Source organism: Streptomyces mutomycini (genome assembly GCF_001700505.1).
GTDB lineage: Bacteria > Actinomycetota > Actinomycetes > Streptomycetales > Streptomycetaceae > Streptomyces > Streptomyces mutomycini.
In genome coordinates, this window is the sequence record NZ_MAPV01000172.1 from 1 (window position 1) to 18,578 (window position 18,578).

Annotated in this window: 16 protein-coding genes; 5 read left to right on the plus strand and 11 right to left on the minus strand. The window is 70.7% G+C overall.

The window, feature by feature from the left end:
• Positions 1-109 precede the first annotated feature (109 nt).
• Positions 110-823, plus strand: a complete 714-nt coding sequence (locus BFF76_RS23630; RefSeq protein ID WP_031091692.1) for a PspA/IM30 family protein — start codon at positions 110-112, stop codon at positions 821-823.
• 27 nt (positions 824-850) lie between these two features.
• Here the strand turns inward: BFF76_RS23630 and BFF76_RS23635 are convergent, their stop codons facing one another.
• From BFF76_RS23635 to BFF76_RS23650, 5 genes are all read right to left on the minus strand, one after another.
• Positions 851-3,427 carry a SpoIIE family protein phosphatase gene (locus BFF76_RS23635; RefSeq protein ID WP_031091693.1) on the minus strand — a complete coding sequence of 859 codons (2,577 nt, stop codon included), beginning with the start codon at positions 3,425-3,427 and terminating at the stop codon, positions 851-853.
• 193 nt (positions 3,428-3,620) lie between these two features.
• Entirely contained in the window at positions 3,621-4,058 is a 438-nt protein-coding gene (locus BFF76_RS31610; protein WP_031091694.1) for an ATP-binding protein, read from the minus strand.
• Between the two features lie 176 nt (positions 4,059-4,234).
• The gene (locus tag BFF76_RS23640; protein ID WP_065849013.1) at positions 4,235-4,639 is read right to left on the minus strand and encodes a (deoxy)nucleoside triphosphate pyrophosphohydrolase; all 405 of its coding nucleotides are present in this window, start codon (positions 4,637-4,639) and stop codon (positions 4,235-4,237) included.
• Positions 4,640-4,672: 33 nt separating this feature from the next.
• Positions 4,673-4,855 (minus strand): hypothetical protein, encoded by a 183-nt coding sequence (locus tag BFF76_RS23645; protein ID WP_042836258.1) that lies wholly within the window; start codon positions 4,853-4,855, stop codon positions 4,673-4,675.
• 651 nt (positions 4,856-5,506) lie between these two features.
• On the minus strand, positions 5,507-6,259 hold the full coding sequence (locus BFF76_RS23650) for a GntR family transcriptional regulator (protein WP_031091697.1): 753 nt from the start codon (positions 6,257-6,259) through the stop codon (positions 5,507-5,509).
• 249 nt (positions 6,260-6,508) lie between these two features.
• Here BFF76_RS23650 and BFF76_RS23655 point away from each other — a divergent pair, with 249 nt between their 5' ends.
• Complete coding sequence (locus BFF76_RS23655; protein ID WP_031091698.1) at positions 6,509-7,624, plus strand: threonine synthase; 1,116 nt, start codon at positions 6,509-6,511, stop codon at positions 7,622-7,624.
• A gap of 6 nt (positions 7,625-7,630) precedes the next feature.
• Here BFF76_RS23655 and BFF76_RS23660 read toward each other — a convergent pair whose 3' ends face one another.
• On the minus strand, positions 7,631-8,113 hold the full coding sequence (locus BFF76_RS23660; RefSeq protein ID WP_031091699.1) for a cupin domain-containing protein: 483 nt from the start codon (positions 8,111-8,113) through the stop codon (positions 7,631-7,633).
• Positions 8,114-8,202: 89 nt separating this feature from the next.
• On the opposite strand from BFF76_RS23660, the gene BFF76_RS23665 reads away from it, so the two are divergent.
• Positions 8,203-10,788 (plus strand): glycosyl hydrolase family 65 domain-containing protein, encoded by a 2,586-nt coding sequence (locus BFF76_RS23665; RefSeq protein WP_065849014.1) that lies wholly within the window; start codon positions 8,203-8,205, stop codon positions 10,786-10,788.
• Between the two features lie 32 nt (positions 10,789-10,820).
• On the opposite strand, the gene BFF76_RS23670 is transcribed toward BFF76_RS23665, so the two are convergent.
• The 4 genes from BFF76_RS23670 to BFF76_RS23685 all read right to left on the minus strand — a co-directional run bounded on the left by BFF76_RS23670 (position 10,821) and on the right by BFF76_RS23685 (position 15,479).
• Positions 10,821-11,792, minus strand: a complete 972-nt coding sequence (locus BFF76_RS23670) for a hypothetical protein (RefSeq protein ID WP_065849015.1) — start codon at positions 11,790-11,792, stop codon at positions 10,821-10,823.
• A complete protein-coding gene (locus BFF76_RS23675) occupies positions 11,785-12,966 on the minus strand; it encodes a hypothetical protein (protein WP_065849016.1) in 1,182 nt (393 codons plus the stop codon). The genes BFF76_RS23670 and BFF76_RS23675 overlap by 8 nt, the downstream gene beginning before the upstream one ends.
• Before the next feature lie 424 nt (positions 12,967-13,390).
• The gene (locus BFF76_RS23680) at positions 13,391-13,903 is read right to left on the minus strand and encodes a GNAT family N-acetyltransferase (protein ID WP_338058046.1); all 513 of its coding nucleotides are present in this window, start codon (positions 13,901-13,903) and stop codon (positions 13,391-13,393) included.
• 157 nt (positions 13,904-14,060) lie between these two features.
• The gene (locus tag BFF76_RS23685; RefSeq protein ID WP_053930388.1) at positions 14,061-15,479 is read right to left on the minus strand and encodes an ATP-binding protein; all 1,419 of its coding nucleotides are present in this window, start codon (positions 15,477-15,479) and stop codon (positions 14,061-14,063) included.
• A gap of 1,047 nt (positions 15,480-16,526) precedes the next feature.
• Between BFF76_RS23685 and BFF76_RS23690 the strand changes: the two genes are divergently transcribed.
• Complete coding sequence (locus BFF76_RS23690; RefSeq protein ID WP_065849017.1) at positions 16,527-16,778, plus strand: hypothetical protein; 252 nt, start codon at positions 16,527-16,529, stop codon at positions 16,776-16,778.
• Entirely contained in the window at positions 16,778-17,170 is a 393-nt protein-coding gene (locus BFF76_RS23695; RefSeq protein WP_053930387.1) for a hypothetical protein, read from the plus strand. The genes BFF76_RS23690 and BFF76_RS23695 overlap by 1 nt, the downstream gene beginning before the upstream one ends.
• A gap of 132 nt (positions 17,171-17,302) precedes the next feature.
• On the opposite strand, the gene ychF is transcribed toward BFF76_RS23695, so the two are convergent.
• Positions 17,303-18,391 (minus strand): redox-regulated ATPase YchF, encoded by a 1,089-nt coding sequence (gene ychF, locus BFF76_RS23700; protein WP_031091707.1) that lies wholly within the window; start codon positions 18,389-18,391, stop codon positions 17,303-17,305.
• Positions 18,392-18,578: the final 187 nt, after the last annotated feature.

Sequence of the window (18,578 nt, forward strand, 5' to 3'; positions counted from 1 at the left end):
GTTTCGGCGGCGGTGGGACCCGTGGCCGGCGGGGTGGCGGGGGCCGCTTCTGACGGCAGCACGCCACACGGGACCACGTACGGCAGGACTTCGCACAAGGAGAGGTGCCATGACCAAGCAGAGCATCGTCGGCCGCGTCACCCAGCTGGCCAGGGCCAACATCAACGCCCTGATCGACCAGGCCGAGGACCCGCAGAGGATGCTGGACCAGCTGATCCGCGACTACACCGACAACATCGCGGAGGCCGAACAGGCGGTGGCCGCCACCATCGGCAACCTCCGGCTGCTGGAGGAGGACCACCGGGAGGATGTCGACGCGGCCAGGGAGTGGGGCCAGAAGGCGCTCGCCGCCAGCAGGAAGGCCGACGAACTGCGGGCCGGCGCGTCGGGTGCGGACGCCGACAAGTTCGACAACCTCGCCAAGGTGGCACTCGGACGTCAGCTGCAGTCGGAGCAGGAGGCCAAGACGGCCGAGCCGACGATCGCCTCGCAGACGGTGGTGGTCGACAAGCTGAAATCGGGCCTCGACCAGATGAAGAACAAGCTGACCGAGCTGAAGTCCAAGCGCGACGAGCTGGTCGCCCGCGCCGCGTCCGCACAGGCGCAGAACCGGATGATGGACGCCGTCAAGAGCATCGACGTCATGGACCCGACGAGCGAGCTCGGCCGCTTCGAGGACAAGGTGCGGCGCGAGGAGGCGAAGGCGGTGGGCAAGCAGGAACTCGCCGCGTCGTCCCTGGACGCCCAGTTCGAACAGCTGGACAGCCTCGGGGACAGTGCGGAGATCGAGGCCCGGCTCGCCGCCCTGAAGTCCGCCTCCTGACCGGCGGCACCGCCTGCGCGGGCCCTGTCAGTACATGCTCAGAAGCTGCTCCACGGAGAGCTCGGCGGCCGGCGCACCGTCGGGCAGCGCCAGCTCGAACCACACCGTCTTGCCGCGCGGGGTACGCCGCGAGCCCCAGGCGGCGCTGAGCAGCCCGACCAGTTGCAGTCCGCGCCCGCCCTCGTCGGTGTCGCGTGCCCGTCGGCGCCTCGGCTGGACGAGCCCCGCGTCCCAGACCTCGCAGACGAGCGTGCGGTCGCGGAGCAGCCTGAGCCGGATCTCGCCCTCGCCGTAACGCAGGGCGTTGGTGACGAGTTCGCTGACGAGCAGTTCGGTGGTGTCCACCAGGTCGTCCAGGCCCCAGGCGGTGAGCTGTGCGCGGGCCAGCTCACGTGCGCGGCCGACGGACCGGAGCTCGCGCGGCAGCCGCCAGTCGCCCACGGCGTCCGGGGCGAGACCCTGGATACGGGCCATCAGCAGGGCGATGTCGTCCTCGCCGTGCCGGGTGTCGAGGGTCGTCAGCACGTGGTCGCAGACGGCTTCGAGGGGCTGCGACGGTTCGGTGAGGGCCTCCCGGAAGGCGTCGAGGCCCTCGTCCAGCGGATGGTCGCGGGACTCCACCAGCCCGTCGGTGTAGAGGGCGAGGAGGGCACCCTCCTTGAGTTCCACCTCGACCTCCTCGAAGGGTTCGCCGCCGACGCCGAGCGGCATGCCCGGCGGTACGTCGAGCAGCAGGGCGGGCTCGCCCGGTTCGGCCACCACAGGGGGCAGATGGCCGGCGTTGGCGAAGGTGCACCGCCGGGTGACAGGGTCGTACACCGCGTACACACAGGTCGCCAGATAGACCTCGGAGAGGTCGGCGTCGCGCGACTTGTGGGCGGCCCGCGAGGGCCACTGGGCGCCGCCGCCCCCGCCGAAGCCCTCGCTCCGCTCGCCGCCGCCCGGGGTGCCGAGGCCACGGGCGACCTCGTCCAGGGCGGAGAGCACCTCGGCGGGTTCCAGGTCCAGCAGTGCGAGCGTGCGTACGGCGGTGCGCAGTTCGCCCATGGCTACGGCCGCCCGCAGTCCGCGGCCCATCACGTCGCCGACGACCAGGGCCGTGCGGTGGCCGGGGAGTTCGATCACGTCGAACCAGTCGCCGCCGACCTCGGTGGCCGTGTTGCCCGGAAGGTAGCGGCAGGCGATGTCCAGGCCCGCCGCCTCGGGGTCGCCCGGCGGCAGCAGACTGCGCTGGAGGATGAGCGCCCGCTCGTGCTCCCGGCGGTAGAGACGGGCGTTGTCGATGCAGACGGCGGCGCGGGCGGCGAGCTCGGTGGCCAGGGCGCGGTCCCGCTCGCCGAAGGGCTCGCTGCCCTTGGTACGGGAGAACTTGACGAGGCCCACGACGACGTCGTGCGCGACCATCGGCACGGCGAGGGTGGACTGGACGAATCCGCGTTCGTCGCCCGGCACGTCCTCGACGCGGCCGGTGCGCAGAGCGACGGCGCAGGGCGAGTGGAACGCGTAGCGGTGGACCGAGCCGAGCGCGGGCGGGCCCGTGTTCCCGTCGGTCTCCGTGCTACCGCCGATGCCGGGGAGGACTCCCGGGAGCCCGTCGGACACGGCGCTTGCATGGGCGACGCGGCGCAGCTCGGCCGACCCGGTGCCGGACTCCTGGTGGTGCCTGCCCCAGCTGGCGGGCGAGGCCTCCTCGCCGGTGAGCAGCCCCTGGTAGAGGTCGACGGAGGCGAGGTCGCAGAAGCCGGGCACGGCGACGTCGAGCAGTTCGCGGGCGGTGGTCTCCAGGTCGAGTGAGTTGCCGATGCGCGCGCTGGCCTCGTTGAGCAGGGCGAGGTTACGGCGGGCGCTGGCCGCCTCCCGGGCGGCGATGTGCCGTTGCGTGACGTCGGTGGCGAGTCCGGCGATGCCGACGGGGCGCCCGGAACCGCTGTGCACCCGGTAGAGGTTCATGGACCAGTGACGCCGGCCGATCGAGCCGGGCGGGGTACCGACGAGCGGGAGATCGGTGACGGCATCACCGGTCTCCAGGACGCGCTTGAGCGTGGCGGAGAGGCGTTCGGCCTCCGAGCGGGACAGGTAGTCGTCCACCGTGCGGCCCCGGTGGTCGTCGGCCGCGCCCCCGAAGACGGTGGCGAACCGCTTGTTGGCGCGCACGACGGTGAAGTCGGTGCCGAAGAGGACGAAACCGAAGGGAGATTGACCGAAAATCGCCTGCGAGGCCGCGAGATCCGTCTCGATCCGCCGCAACGCTCTGACGTCGACGACTATGCAGAGCGCCGCGCGCTCACCGGTCTCCGTCTCGCTCGGCATGACGTAGATCTCGGCGAGCCCGCGGACCGTGTTCTCGCCAGGTATCCGGAACGGGACGAGGCCCGTCCACTCCTTGCCGTCCAGGATCTCGCCGACCCGCCTGTGGGCGTCCGGGCGCAGCTCGGCGGGCATGAACGCCTCAACCGGGTCCCTGCCCACCACCTCGTCGGAGGCCATGCCGAACAGACCGGCGGCCCGCCGGCTCCACTGCTCGATCAGGCCGTCGGCCCCGATCGAGAAGGAGGCGACCCTGATGTAGTCATATATCGAGCCAGGCGGGCTGCTCTGCCACATGACGTCGCCCGCCGTCCCAGGTATCTCGCTCACGCGACCGTCCCCTCCAGCTCACACACCGGACCGGTCCTGCCCGCAGTATTCAGCACTACGGGCCTCACCGGCACGGCGTTCACGATCACAGCACGGTCTCAGTCCCTTTCAGCCAGGTTCTGCCCGACCTCCGGTGATCGCTGTGCGTCCCCTCCCACTCCTAACCAGGCAGAGCGAGCTCGAACCACACGGTCTTGCCACTCTTTCCGCGCCGGGTCCCCCAGCGGCGCGCTGAACAGGCCACGAGCTGCAGTCCACGACCGCCCTCGTCCTCGGGACCGGCAGCGCGTTCGGTGGGCGGATCCGGAACCGGATCGGAGACTTCCACCAGCAGGCTCCGCCCCTCGGCCCCCGTACCGGGCCCCTCACCATCGGGATGAGGCCACCTCAGCCGGACACCGATGGGGCCCGACGCGTGACGCAGGGAATTGGTCACCAGTTCACTGACGAGCAGTACGGCGACATCGCCCACCCCTCTGTCGAGACCCCACTGGTGCAATGCGTCACGGACCGCGTGCCTTGCGCTGCGCACGGAGCCCGGCACCGCCGGAAAGCTCCACTCGGCACAATCGCCTTCGGTATCGGTCACGCCGATCACTTCCCAGGGCCGACAGCGGGGGCGCACCCTACGCAAGGGTCTAATCAGCACATACCCGACATGCGAAACAAACTATCGCAGATAGTGACCTATTGTGCGCACGCGTACACACCTGCCCGACACAGAGGCACGCCAGGACCCGCACTTCACCGCGGGTTCGTCGCGGCCCGGGACACTCAGGCCCGCGAGGCGTCCAGCAGGCGGCGCACGGCTTCCGCCACAGCGGGGCGGTCCTGGTCCAGCCAGTCGACGGTGTCAGCCTCTCCGGCGGCCAGCCAGCGCAGCTCGTCGTGGTCCTCCAGCGGGCTGGGCTCACCCGACACCAGCCGGACGGTCCACACCCGGAGCACATAACCCGGCTTCAGCGGCCACTCCCCCGGGATGCGCTCCAGCGGCTCCGCCTCCACGCCGAGCTCCTCCCGGAGCTCCCGCACGAGCGCCTGCTCGCCGCTCTCCCCCGGCTCCTGCTTGCCACCCGGCAGCTCCCATCGCCCGGCCAGCTCCGGCGGGGCGCTGCGGCGGGCGGCCAGGAGCCGCCCGCCGTCGCAGACGGCCCCGGCCACCACCACGGAATCACTCATGCGCCGGAGCGTAACGGCTGTCCGGGCCCTCACCTACGGGCGCGCGCTCCGGCTCATCCGCTCCACCCAGTACAGCTGCTCGTGTCCATGACGGCCCAGGCCGTCAGCGATCTTCTGTGCCTCGTCCTGGGTCGCGTAGCGCCCGACGCGGTACCTGTTGCCGTTGTCGTCCTGCCTGATGACCAGCCAGGGGAGCACGGCGCCGCTGTCCGTCATGGCGTCCCTCCCCAGCATCTCGCCCCTCTCCCCACCGGCGTGCACGTCTCTAAGGATCCCCAGGAAACCGCAGTACGCATATGCCCGAGCGTACGCCCGACCTTCACTCAGCGGATGCGTGTTTACACAAAGAGACACGCATCCGGCCACACCAATGGGGGCGCACCCCCCTAATGCGCCCTTCTCCTGAGCCGGCCGGTGTCCACACCACGCGGTCCCGCCTACCGCGCAGGTGGGTGCGGCGGCGGTGCCGGCGGGCCGGGCCGAGTGTCACGTCCCCTGGCCGGCCAGGCGGTCAACGAGCGGATCACCAGGGGGAGTCCGGACGCGACGGCGGCGGGAAGAGGTGGGGAGGGCCCGTGCGTACCTGCCGAACAGGCAGCAGAGGGCGAGGATCGAGACGTTCCACGCGATCGCCCCGAAGTCGGCCGGATCGGCGCCGTAGAGGTGGTCGCGCTCGAACTCGACGCGCCGCGCGCCCAGTCCGGTCCGCTTTCGGTGACCAGGTCGGTGGCACCGGTCGCGACCCCGGCGACGCCCACGATTCCCCGCCCGGTCATGCGCGGCGCGGGCGGGTCGACTCCGCGTCACGGGAGGCGGGCCGTCGCCCCCAGTGGGCCACCGCGGTCGTCGTACCCGGCGCACCGGCGGTCACTTGACCGGCAGATGGTAGGAGATCCGGTAGCGGTCGGCGGGAACGACCACATCGGCGGTCTCCACAGCCAGCCCCGACGCGTAGTACGTGCGCCCGATCACCATCACCACATGGCCCGGCACACCGCCCAGCGCCAGGAGCTCCTCCGCCAGCCCCGGGCGCGCGCCGACCTCCTCCGCCACGTTGTCCACGACGACGTCGATCGCCGCCATGCGGTCGACGACGCCGCAGCCTCCCAGCGGACCCTCCTCCGGCAGCATCACCGGCGTGCGCCCCGTGACGGCCAGGGGCTCCCAGGACGTGGACAGCATCATCGGCTCGCCCGCCTCCCGGAAGACGTACCTCGTGCGCATCACCCGGTCTCCCGGCTCGATACCGAGCCGCTCGGCGATCTCGGCGCTCGCCGCCTCCTGCTCGCTGCGGGACTCCCAGGTCCCGCGCGTCCCTTCCGCCGTCTGCTCCTGACGGAACGGGCTGGCTCCCGCCCCCGGCCGGTAACCGGAGCGGGCGATCGGGCGCGGGACCGGACGTGCCCGCACATAGGTACCCGAGCCCGACCGCCCTTCGACGAGTCCCTCGGCCATCAGCACCTTGCGCGCCTCCAGCGCCACGGTGTCCGAGACGCCGTACTCCTCGCGGATGCGGGCCTGCGACGGCAGACGCGTATGGGGCGGCAGCGCGCCGTTGACGATCTTCTCCCTGAGATCGCTCGCCACGCGCAGATAGGCGGGCTGCTCACCGAAAGGCACAGGCCACTCCCAACAGGTTGACAGACAGCAACAGCCTGGCAACCGTGGGTTGAGTACCGCAAGCACGGGCCAGAGTTTCACTCGAAGTGATGATTACTCGCCCGCCAGCGCATACCCGTCCCAGGCGTGCGCCGGAGAGCGGTCGACCGGGGGCCGCGCCGCCGCTGGAACGCCGGCGGGTGACCGCGCGGGCTGCGCGGTCACCCGCCGGGCTGGATCGCGGGCACGGCGGGGAAATAGGTTCGTCCCATGGCCGACACCCGCATGCCCACAGCGACGTACATCTGCCCGCAGGACGGTTCCCGGGCCGGCTCCACCACGCTGACCTGGTGCTGTCCGGCCTGCGGAGGCCCATGGGACCTCGACACCGGCGCCCTGCCGCCGGTCCGCCTCGACTCCCTGGGCGGACGGGTCAATTCACTGTGGCGTTACGAGGAGGCACTCCCCCTCTCCGGCCCTGCCGTCTCCCTCGGTGAGGGACGGACCCCTCTCGTCCCCCTCACCGGCCAGGTCTCGGCCAAGCTCGACTTCCTGATGCCCACGCTCTCCTTCAAGGACCGCGGAGCGGTGATGCTTGCCGAACTGGCCCGCAGGCTCTCCCCGGACCGGGTCGTCGCGGACAGCAGCGGCAACGCGGGGACGGCCGTCGCCGCGTACTGCGCCCGGGCCGGGCTGCCGTGCACGGTCTACGTCCCCGAGGGGACCTCCCCCAAGAAGACCGGGCAGATCCGCGCCCACGGCGCCCGCCTGGTCACCGTGCCCGGTGACCGCGAGGCCACAGCGGCCGCCGCCCGGGCAGCCGCCGGTGCGCCCGGCACCTTCTACGCCTCGCACGTCTTCAACCCGTACTTCCTGCACGGCACGAAGACGTACGTCTACGAGATCTGGGAGGAGCTCGGCGGCACCCTGCCGGACGCCATCGCCGTACCCGTCGGCAACGGCACCCTGCTCCTGGGCGCGGCCCTCGCCACCGCGGAGCTGCTCGCCCACGGCCTGATCGACCGCCGCCCGGCCCTGATCGCCGTCCAGGCCGAGGCCGTGTCCCCGCTGGCCGCGGCGTTCCGGGCGGGGGCCGAGGAGCTGTCCGGCGTCCCGGACCGGGCACGCCCCACCCTCGCCGAGGGGATCGCCATCCCGCGGCCACCGCGCGCCCGGCAGATCCTCGCCGCCGTCCGGGAGTCGGGCGGCACCTTCCTCACGGTGACGGAGGACCAGATCCGGGCGGCGCAGGAGGACCTGGCCGCGCGGGGCTTCTTCGTCGAGACGACCGGCGTCGCCTGCTGGGCGGCCGTGGGCGGTGTGACGGACCGGAGCGTGGTCGTCCCGCTCTGCGGAGCCGGCCTCAAGACGGGCCTCGCGCCGTAGTGGGTGTCAGCCCGTCCAGTACGTGTCGTGCTTGATGAAGAACTCCGCCCGCTGCTTCTCCGGCCAGTCGGAGACCTGCCCCACCTTCTCGAAGTACTCCTCGCGCGGTGCCCCCGGCGTGAAGAGCAGCAGCATCGAGGCGGGTTCGTCGGAGTCGTTGCGGAAGGCGTGCAGGCCGCCCTGGGGCACGTACAGGAAGTCGCCCGCCGTGGTGTCGGCCCAGCGCTCGCCGTCGTAGATCCGCACCGTCCCGTCGAGGATGAAGAAGGACTCCGAGATCGACCGGTGGAAGTGCTCGGCCGGGCCGCCCGCCCTGGGGCCCATGTTGATCCGGTAGAGCCCGAACTCGCCGTGCGTCGAGTCGCTCGTGGCCAGGTAGTGGGTGCTGCCGCCGCTGCGTGGCAGCAGGTTCGGGTCGGTGCCGGCCGGACGGTACTGTGCGCTGATCTCCCCCGCACCGTCCGTGTAGACGGGTTCCGGATACGACATGACGCACTCCTGCCTCCGGTCGTGGACCGGTCCGCTCGTCCCGCGCGCCGGTACCGCACCGGCGCGGCCGTGTTCCCTACCTTCGTACGGTGAGCCTCACGCGCATGTCTCTCGTCGCGCCGCTGATCGCGGGCGCGCTGGTCGTCCCCATGCCGCCGCCCTCCTACGCCGCCGGCCCCGCCCCGGACTCCGTGTGCGGCAGGACGGGCCCCGACTCCGACGCCTCGTGGGCACCGACGTCCACCACCTTCGGCGAGGCCCAGGGATACGACCCCTATGTCGGCAACGGCTACCTGGGCCACCGGGTGCCCGCCACCGGCGCGGGATACGCCGCCACGGGCGAGAAGACGGGCTGGCCCCTTTACACCCCACGGTACGACGGTGCCTTCGTCTCCGGGCTCTACTCCCGGGACAAGGACCTCGCCGAGGGCCGTGAGGTGATCGCCGCGCTCCCGTCCTGGACCACGCTCGACGTACGCGTCGGCTCCGAGACGTACGGCTCCGCCACGCCCGCCGGCCGTGTCTCGCGCTACCGCCAGACCCTCCACCTGCGCTGCGGGGTCGTCGTCACCTCCCTGCGGTGGACCACGGCCGACGGCCGCGCGACCGACCTGACCTACGAGGTGCTGGCCGACCGCGCGGACGTGCACACCGGTGCCGTACGCCTGCGGATGACGCCGCGCTGGAGCGGGACCGCGACGGTGACGGGCCGGCTGGACGAGCGCGGGGCGCGCCGGGTCACGGTGGCCGGCGACGGCACCTTCCGCGCGCTCGGCACGGACACGAAGGGCGCGATCGCCCAGCGGGGCACCGACGGCGCGCGCACCGCCCGGGTCGAGGCAGGACGTTCGTACACCTTCGAGAAGTACGTGGGCGTCGACACCTCGCTCACCTCCCGCGCCCCGCTCGCCTCCGCGGGGGCGGCAGCGGAGCGCGCCGCCCGGCGCGGCTGGTCCGGGGTCCTCGCGGACAACGCGGCGGCCTGGCGCCGGGCCTGGGCCTCCGACGTCAGGACACCGGGCAGCCCGGACCTGCAGGCCTGGCTGCGGGCGGCGCAGTACGGGCTGCTCGCCAACACCCGGCCCGGTTCTTCGGACAGCATCGCCCCGGCCGGGCTGACCAGCGACAACTACGCGGGCATGGTGTTCTGGGACGCCGAGACCTGGATGTATCCGGGGCTGCTCGCCACCCGCCCCGAGCTGGCCCGCTCCGTCGTCGAGTACCGCTACCGCACCCGGGACGCCGCCCGCGCGAACGCCGAGAAGCTGGGCCACGCGGGGCTGTTCTACCCCTGGACGAGCGCGAGCAAGGGGCGTCTGGACTCCGAGTGCCAGAGCTGGGACCCGCCGCACTGCCTCACCCAGAACCACCTCCAGGGCGATGTCGCACTCGCCGTCTGGCAGTACTACCTGGCCACCGGCGACCGCGCCTGGCTGGCGGAACGGGGCTGGCCGCTGCTGAAGGGCATCGCCGACTTCTGGCAGTCGCGCGCCACGGCGAACGCCGACGGCAGCTACTCGGTGAAGAACGTCGCGGGCCCCGACGAGTACAGCAACGGAGTCACGGACGGCGTCTTCACCAACGCGGTCGCCGCCACCGCCCTGCGCAACGCCACGCGCGCCGCGGGACTCCTCGGCCACGAGGCACCCACCGGCTGGGCCCAGGTCGCCGACGGGCTGCGCATCCCGTACGACGCCGGGCGGAAGCTGTTCCTCCAGTACGCCGGCTACAACGGCTCGACCATCAAGCAGGCCGACACGGTGCTGCTGGTCTACCCGCTGGAGTGGCCCATGCCCGAGGGCGCGGCAGCCGCGACGCTCGACTACTACGCCGCCCGCACCGATCCGGACGGTCCCGCGATGACCGACTCGGTGCACGCGATCGACGCCGCCGCGATCGGGGAGCCGGGCTGCGCCACGTACACGTACCTCCAGCGCGCCGTACGCCCGTTCGTCCGGGGGCCGTACAGCCTCTTCTCCGAGGCGCGGGGTGAGAAGTCCGGTGCCTCGGACCCGCTCTCGGGCTTCCCCGCCGAGGACTTCCTCACCGGCAAGGGCGGCTTCCTCCAGGTCTTCACGCACGGCCTGACCGGCCTCAGGCTGCGCGAGGGCGGCGTACGCCTCGACCCGCTCCTGCCGCCGCAGCTCCGCGAGGGCGTGGAACTGACGGGGCTGCGCTACCGGGGCCGTACGTACGACGTCGCCGTCGGCCCCCGGACGACCACGGTCCGCCTGACGGACGGCGCGCCCTTCACCGTCCACACCCCGGCGGGCCCGCGCCGTCTCTCCGGCACCCTCACGCTCCCCACCCGCCGCCCCGACCTCACTCCGACCACCGACGAGGCCCGCTGCCGCCCCGCGACGGCTACCTCCGAGGCCCCCGGCCTGTACGCCGAGGCGGCCGTGGACGGCAGCCCTTCGACCTCGTGGTCACCGGACGGTGCGAAGGGCACGCTGACGGTGGCGCTGCGCCACGTGACCCGGATCGCCTCGCTCACGCCCCGCTGGACGGACGTCGCACCGGCCTCGCACACCCTGGAGACCTCCCTGGACGGCCGTACCTGGCACCCGTACCGGCCGGGTGACGTGGCACGCCAGGTCCGGGTGACGGTCGACTCGGCGGACGCGGAGAAGCCGGCGGGAGTGAGCGAACTGACCGTCACCGCAGGCGAGTAGGCGTTCCACGTCAGATGTCCCCGGGGCCGTGATCAGCTCTTCGGGCAGGGAGGTTCCTCGCTGCCCTTCCGGTCGCGGGCGTACTCCGCTCCCGTCTGCCGGTACCACGTGTCGGGCATGTCGGAGCCCGGGTACCTGCAGGCGAGGGGAGGGAAGTAGACGTTGCGGTAGCCCGACGTGTCGCGCAGTGCTCCGGTCAGCTCGAAGGGCTTGCCGTCCGGAGCACCGATCCTCATCTCTGCCGTGCTGCCTCCGACTTCGTAGCGCACGCGGTAGCGCCAGCGGCAGTAGCCCTTCTCGGACGTCGCATGGACGACGAACGCCTCGGTCTCGTTCTGGTTCAGCGTGATGTGCTTGGCCCCGGGCCCGGTGAAGAACGGCTCCGCCGCCTTGCCGTCCTTCCCCTGCGTCTTGAGGCGGGGCTGCGGCGAGTCCACCGCGACCTCCAGCGGGATGACGTCCATGACGCCCTGGGACGGAGCATTGATGAGGCTTCCGCCGAGGGGCGCCTCGCATGAGCCACCCTCCAGCTCGGGCACCATGTCGGTGATCCGGACCTGCTGCGTCGCGCGGCCCTGCAAGGTGATCATCCAGTACGCGTCGTCGACGTCGACAGCCTTCCCGCTCTGCCACCAGTCGGCCGAGGGCAGCTCTTCGAGCAGCTTTCCGTCCGCGTCGTCCCGGACCAGGTAGAAACCGAAATCCTTGACGTCCCTGACCTCGACCACGTCGATGGCGTCCTGCGGCGAGAGCCGGTCCGGCACCCGGTCCAGCGGCAGGATCGTCTTCACCGAGGCGGCCAGCACGTCCTGGAAGGTCACGGTCACCACCGCCAGGAGAATGCCCACCAGCCAGGTGGCCGGGCTCCTCAGGTACCGCATCCGGCCCGGCGTCTCCTCCGCCGGTGCCTCCTCGGGCCGGGCCGGGCGCGGCCCGACGCCCCTGCGCACGCTCGCCCGGGTGAGCGCGTCCGTCCTGCGGGCAACACGTCGGTTCCTAGGCATCGTTCAACTGCTCCTCGGCCACGTCCGCGCCCGGCGCCGCAGGGGCTCCACGGCGTTTCACCAACAGAACCGCTCCCAGGCACGCGAGCCCCGTCGCCCATCCCCAAGCGGTCCCGAACCGCACGGCGTCACCGACCGCCACCCACAGGGGGGACACGGGTTCCGCCCGGCGCGGGGCGAACCACTGCAGCAACCAGCCGTCCATGACGGCCGCGGCGACGGCGGCCAGCAACGTCGCGTACCAGCCCTGCATGAACAGGCGCCCCCGCATGACCGTCGCGTGGCGGGCCACGGAGTGGAGCGCGACCGCCGTCGCCACGAGGAGCACCACGCAGACCGCGAGCGTCGCGATCCAGCCTGCGGCCCGCTCCGTGTCGAGCGGGCGCAGGCGCAGGGCCGGGTAGAGGAGGCCGCTCCACTCGTCGACCAGGGCAGGCGGGCTGTACGGGGCCAGGCGGTCCGGGTCGAAGGTGATGGAGGTCGGCACACTCGACGGCCGCACGTTCGTGTGCCGGAGGAACGGACCGCCCGCCACGGCCAGCAGTACGAGCGGGACCAGCGCGGCGTAGACGAGATCGCGCCTCTCCCGCGCGGCGGCGAGCAGGGGAACGGGCAGCTCGTCGCTCGCGCCGGCACCTTCCGGCAGACCGAAGAACGCCCGCACGGGCGGCCAGTGCCGCCAGCGCCACACAAGGAACCAGAGAACGACGGGCAGCCAGACGGTGCAGAGGGCGAACTGCGCGGCCGCGGCCGGCTCCGCGCCCAGCTGGGCGCGGCCGAGCCACTCGTCGTACGTGGGCACGGCAGGGCCCGCTCCCGGTTCCAGCGCCGGGCGGACCAGCGTCGCCACGCCTGCGGCGAGCAGCACAGCCGTGGCCAGGGCGAGGACCGTCCGCAGCTGCGGCTTGAGTCGTGGCGCGCCCCGGAACACGCCGTACGTCAGGAAGCCGCTCGACACGATGAAGACCAGCTGCGGCAGCCACCCCTCGGCGTGATCGAGGCCGCGCACCGCGAAGCCGTCCAGCGACAGCCCCAGTACCCGGACGTCCCCGATGCTCGCTCCGGTCACAAGAGACCCGGTGACCCACCGCTTCATCGGGTCGAACAGGAACAGCAGGATCGCCTGACTCCAGGCCCCGTATGCGGCCAGCGCCATGGACAGGCGGCGATTCACCTTCGCACTCCCCCGAGTTGGCCGCGTACGCCGAAGATTTCCGGCCTCAAGTCTGCCGCACCAGAGGCCTGCCCGTTTACCGAACCAGCCACTGGGTGACGGCCGGCCGGGCGGGCCCGCAGTCAAATGGCGCGTGGGAGCTTCCACGGTCGCCTTTGCGCGGCAGCTCGAAACCGACTGGCTTCCTTCCTGTCCCCCTGATGGCGAGTGCGGCCTCGCCGGCACCGACCCGATCTCACTTCCCATCGGCCTCCCGGCGGAGCCCGTCGCCAGGTGCAACGCGGGCGGCACCCACTACCTCTGCCGTACGGGCCACTTCTTGGTCACAGATGATCAATGATTGTGGCTCTTCTGCGGGAACTGTCCGAGTTGGGAACTTCCCTGCAGGAGAGCAAACGCAGCCAGCGGAGCACCGGCCCGAGCATCAGGGCCTCAGGATGGCCTCAGGAGCCCGCCCACCCACCAGTCGTGCGGCTTTGCCATCGTTGGCGATGCCGCAATTGCGCAGTGTCCCTTCGACGGTGTAGCCGAGCTTCTCGGCGACGGCACGCGAGCCGGTGTTCCCGACCATGGCCCACCGCTCGATGCGGTCGACGTCGAGGGTGGCCCAGCCCCAGTCGCACAGGGCCCGAGCGGCCTCCACCGAGTACCCGCGTCCGCGCTGTTCCTTGACCGCCCAGTAACCGAGTTCGTAGACGCCCGGACTGATGACGAACAGGCAGTACGAGCCGACCGGGGCGCCACTGTCCCTACGGAAGGCGCCGAGGGTGCATCCGCGCCCGCACGCCGGTACGGCACCGGCACCGGCGTATAGAACTGAATGTCCTCGTCCCGGCAGGCTTCGTACACCGCAGCCATGTCGACAGGCGTGAAGGCCCGACCAGCAAGCAACGACCATCGAACACAACCTGTTTGACCTGCGGAAATGCGAAGTCATCCCAGCACGGGTTTCGCGACAGAGTACGAGAGGGCTCAGGATCGCCAACCCTGCACAACAGCGTCAGCAAGGAGCCGAGATCCAAGGGACTTCTCCGCAACGTCTGATCAGCCTGATCGCGCTCCCCAACTCCCGTGCCTCGCCTGCCATCCGCCACTCACGGCGGCCAGGCGGTCAGCAAATCGCCGGGACCGTAGGCGGCATCGAGCCCCGGACAGTCGACTCCACTGCGCGAAACCGCCACGACTGGAACAGGTTCGTCGGTGAGGGCGGCCCGGTGTCGATGGAGAGCGGCCAAGTCGTGCCGGTCGAAGGGCGACTGCTCCAGCCACTTGATGGAGCCGACGAAGAGAAGCTCCTTGGCAATGGGAGCGCGATCCGCCCCGACGATATCGATCTCGACGTCGTTGGTACGGGTCCAGTAGCCGCCCACTGCGGGGGCCGCGGGAAGCCGATCGTCGGGCAGTATCCGCGCCAGGGCCTCGCGGACAAGGGGCTCGACGGCCCGGCCGCGCCAGCTGGTCCAGTTCTCCCGGATACGCGCCAAGGTCAGATCGCCCCGCCCCCGCTCGATCTCCTCCATGGAGGGGCCGAGCAGGTGCAGCCAAAACCGCAGGTAGGGATCTGTCACCCGGTAGCGGCGATCCTTCGACGGACGCTGCGATACGGGCAGCTCCGCAGCGACGATCCGCTTGTCCGTGAGCAGTTCCAGCGCCCGCTGCAGCGGCGTGGCCCCGATTCCGCCAGCTGCACGAGCGATGTTGGTGAAGGTCCGCTCACCACTGCCGATAGCCGCCAGCACCGTACGCGCCTGAGCCTGCGGGGGAAATTCGGCAGCCAGCGAACGCTCGGCCGACACCAGCAGGGCCGAGACCGGGTCGCTCAGCGCCTCACCGAGGAAGTCCCACAGCCCTGTGCCCCGCGGCCACTGCGCGCAGATCAGCGGCAGCCCACCGGTGACCAGCGCGGCGTCGAAGGCTTCCGCCGGATCCAGCCCGAGCATCCGCCCCACCTCGGAGGGGTTCAGCGGACCCAGCACCATCTCCCGGCCGCGCTGGTGGAAGGGGCGTCCGTAGCTGTTCAGTGCCTCCATCATCGACAGATCGGAGCCGATGAGGACCAGCAGCACCGGCTTGGTCTCGAGCACCCGATCCCAGGCCCGTTGCAGCATCCCCTCAAAGGCGCCATCGGCATCCATCAAGTACGGCACTTCGTCGATGACCAGCACGCTCGCCCGGTCGGCGGGCAGCGCCGCGGCCAGCACGTCGAACGCGGCGTCCCAGCTCTCCGGCCGCGCGGCGGCCACCAGCCCCGCCAACGGCAGCGTCGACGCTTGGGCGTCCCGGGCCAGCCGTGCCAGATCACCCCGGGGGGACGCACCGGTCGCCGCATAGAACAAGAACGGGGCTCCGGAGTGCTCCGCAAACCGCTCGGCCAGTCGCGACTTGCCCACCCGGCGCCGCCCACGCAACATCACACACCGACCGGGCCGCTCCCCACCAACCCCTGCCGCCACCTTCTGGAGCTCTCGCTCCAGCGTCGCCAGTTCCTGCCGACGGCCTACGAAATCAACCATGCCCGCCGACCTCCGCACATGACACCAACAACGATGTTACTAACATTCATGTTAGCACCTAACCGTCGTCGGTTGTCGCTCAGAGTCACGGCCATCAATTACCTCCAGCCCAAGCGGGTGCATGCGCACGCGGTGGGCCGCGCGGTCATGGGTCCCCAGCAGAGCTGGGGCTCTTCAGAGCGCAGTGGGCGCCGGGCTCAGGACGTCGCGGCCGATGCTGTGGCTACGGCGAAAGCGGCTGGCCGGGAGGTATGCGAGCGTCGACAGCAGCAGGGGGCCGACAACGAGCCACACCGACGTCATCCCGTAGGTAGGTGCGGAGGTTGTCCCAGGCAACGTGAAGGATCGCGGCGGCGATGGGGAGGCCCATCACCGCCAGTCCGGCCCAGCACCCGGAATCTTGGTCGGCCGGACATTCCGGTCTGCTTGCCGCCGATGCAGCCAATGTATGCAGGTAACTCATACGAGACGTCGTTGGCGTCGACCGACACCGCGCCCACATCACCTGGATCGACCGCACCGACCTACGCCCCTGACCAGCCCCACCGCCAAAGCCCGCCCGCCCCACGAGAGGTGACCACACCGTCCCAACACCCGCAGGACATCGGATACGGCCACGTCATCGAGCGCTACGCGAAAAGGAAGGACTCCTCGGCCACACCAATGCGGCCATGACGCTGAACATCTACACCCACCTGTGGCCCGACTCCGAGGAGCAGACCCGGGCCGCCGTCGACAAGGTCAGCACGCTGCGAACTCCATGCAGACCGCGAAGGCCGCCCAACCCGCTCCGTCGCAGGTCAGGCGGCCTTTCGTCGAGCACATTAGACGTTGAAGCGGAATGTCTGCGGTCTGATCCTGACCTGCTAAGGAGCCCCATCCAGGGCCCTGACCAGCCATTTCTCCGTTGGCTCACGTTGGCCTGCGACGGGCGCTTACGGGTGTCCTGCGGACTCTCTGCGGACCGGACGGATACCCGTCCGCACATTCCGCGCGCCCACGACCATGTACACCCAGAGGCTTACGACCACCGGTAGCATGGGCACCATGAGCAGTAGCAAGAAGTACTCGATCAGCCTGCCCGAGGACCTCGCCGAAGCCGCACGCGCCCACGTCGGGCCTGGCGGTTTCTCCTCCTACGTCGCCGAAGCCCTCGAACAACGGGTCGCCATGGACAAGCTCCGGGAGATCGTCGCCGACTTCGCGACCAACAATGACGAGCTCACCCGCGAGGAGGTCGAAGCCGCCCGCGCGCTGCTGCGCCATGACCACCGGCAGGCCGGCGGGGCCGCAGCCTGATGCCCGGCACCCTACTGCTCGACAGCGAAGGCCTCTCCAAGCTCTACCGCAAGGACCGCACCGTCATGGCCCTGATCCAAGCGGCATCGGAGGAAGGCATCCGCGTGGCCACAAGCGCCATGACCACCCTCGAGGCCGACTACGAGCGCATTCACCCCGCCCGGATCAAGTGGGTCCTCTCCCGCGTCGACGTTCACGACGTCACCAAGGAGATCACCGATCAGGCCGCAGCCCTCCTGCGCAGCCACCGCCTCCACGGCCACAAGTACGCCATCGACGCCGCCTTCGCCGTCATCGCCCGCACCGCACCCCAGCCGGTCACCGTCCTGACCTCCGATCCCGAGGACCTGACGCTCCTGTGCGGCCCCGCCGTAGAGGTCGTCAAAGTCTGAACGCCGACCGCAGTCGCACCAACCAGACCCGTCACCAACACCTCAGCGCTTCGCGGCACAAAGACTCCACGCGGACGTACACCTGCGCCCGGCCCACCAACAAGCGGACCGGGCACATCTCTTGACTGCCCGTCAGACGTTGAAGCGGAACTCCACCACGTCGCCGTCCTGCATCACGTATTCCTTGCCCTCCATGCGCGCCTTGCCCTTGGCGCGGGCCTCGGCGACCGAGCCCGTCTCGACGAGGTCCTCGAAGGAGACGATCTCCGCCTTGATGAAGCCCTTCTGGAAGTCGGTGTGGATCACACCGGCCGCCTCCGGGGCCGTGGCGCCCTTCTTGATCGTCCAGGCGCGGGCTTCCTTCGGGCCTGCCGTGAGGTAGGTCTGGAGGCCCAGGGTGGCGAAGCCGACGCGGCCCAGGGTGGCGAGGCCGGGCTCTTCCTGGCCCATCGACTGGAGGAGTTCGAGGGCCTCCTCGTCATCGAGCTCGATCAGCTCGGACTCGATCTTGGCGTTCAGGAAGATGGCCTCCGCCGGGGCGACCAGGGCGCGCTGCTCGTTCTTGAAGTCCTCGTCGACCAGTTCGTCCTCGTCGACGTTGAACACGTAGAGGAACGGCTTCGTCGTGAGCAGGTGCAGCTCGTGGAGGAGGTGGCCCTTCTCGGTGCCGGCCGTGATGCCCCGCGAGAAGAGCGTGTCGCCCGCTTCGAGGATCTTCTGGGCCTCCTCGACGGCCGCGAGAACCGCGACCTTCTCCTTCTGGAGGCGGGACTCCTTCGTCAGGCGCGGGACGGCCTTCTCGACGGACTGGAGGTCTGCCAGGATCAGCTCGGTGTTGATCGTCTCGATGTCGTCCTTGGGCGAGACCTTGCCGTCGACATGGACGACGTTCTCGTCCTTGAAGGCGCGGATGACCTGGCAGATGGCATCGGACTCGCGGATGTTCGCGAGGAACTTGTTGCCCAGGCCCTCGCCCTCGCTCGCGCCGCGCACGATGCCCGCGATGTCGACGAAGTCGACGGTGGCGGGGAGCAGCTTCTGGGAGCTGAAGATCTCGGCGAGCTTGTTCAGGCGGGGGTCGGGGACGCCCACGACGCCGACGTTCGGCTCGATGGTGGCGAACGGGTAGTTGGCCGCCAGCACGTCGTTCTTGGTCAGGGCGTTGAACAGGGTCGACTTGCCGACATTCGGCAGACCGACGATTCCGATCGTGAGCGACACTTTGGCGACTTCCTGGAGTGAGGAGAGGGGCTGCGCGGGCGGGCCCGTGGGTGGGCCGATTCTCCAGGGGCCGGGCGGTCCGTCACGGGTGCGGGGCACGGGCCGGTCAGGGGCCGAACGGTGCTGTTTCGGCCGTGTGGGATCGAACGCAACGCCAAGGTAGGCCAAAGCGCGTGTCCAACGCCCG

Bases quoted from the DNA above. Each gene is read 5' to 3' on its own strand.
- BFF76_RS23630 (WP_031091692.1), top strand. From the start codon at position 110: ATGACCAAGCAGAGCATCGTCGGCCGCGTCACCCAGCTGGCCAGGGCC.
- BFF76_RS23635 (WP_031091693.1), bottom strand. From the start codon at position 3,427: ATGTGGCAGAGCAGCCCGCCTGGCTCGATATATGACTACATCAGGGTC.
- BFF76_RS23640 (WP_065849013.1), bottom strand. From the start codon at position 4,639: ATGAGTGATTCCGTGGTGGTGGCCGGGGCCGTCTGCGACGGCGGGCGG.
- BFF76_RS23645 (WP_042836258.1), bottom strand. From the start codon at position 4,855: ATGACGGACAGCGGCGCCGTGCTCCCCTGGCTGGTCATCAGGCAGGAC.
- BFF76_RS23655 (WP_031091698.1), top strand. From the start codon at position 6,509: ATGGCCGACACCCGCATGCCCACAGCGACGTACATCTGCCCGCAGGAC.
- BFF76_RS23660 (WP_031091699.1), bottom strand. From the start codon at position 8,113: ATGTCGTATCCGGAACCCGTCTACACGGACGGTGCGGGGGAGATCAGC.
- BFF76_RS23670 (WP_065849015.1), bottom strand. From the start codon at position 11,792: ATGCCTAGGAACCGACGTGTTGCCCGCAGGACGGACGCGCTCACCCGG.
- BFF76_RS23680 (WP_338058046.1), bottom strand. From the start codon at position 13,903: ATGACTTCGCATTTCCGCAGGTCAAACAGGTTGTGTTCGATGGTCGTT.
- BFF76_RS23685 (WP_053930388.1), bottom strand. From the start codon at position 15,479: ATGGTTGATTTCGTAGGCCGTCGGCAGGAACTGGCGACGCTGGAGCGA.
- BFF76_RS23690 (WP_065849017.1), top strand. From the start codon at position 16,527: ATGAGCAGTAGCAAGAAGTACTCGATCAGCCTGCCCGAGGACCTCGCC.
- BFF76_RS23695 (WP_053930387.1), top strand. From the start codon at position 16,778: ATGCCCGGCACCCTACTGCTCGACAGCGAAGGCCTCTCCAAGCTCTAC.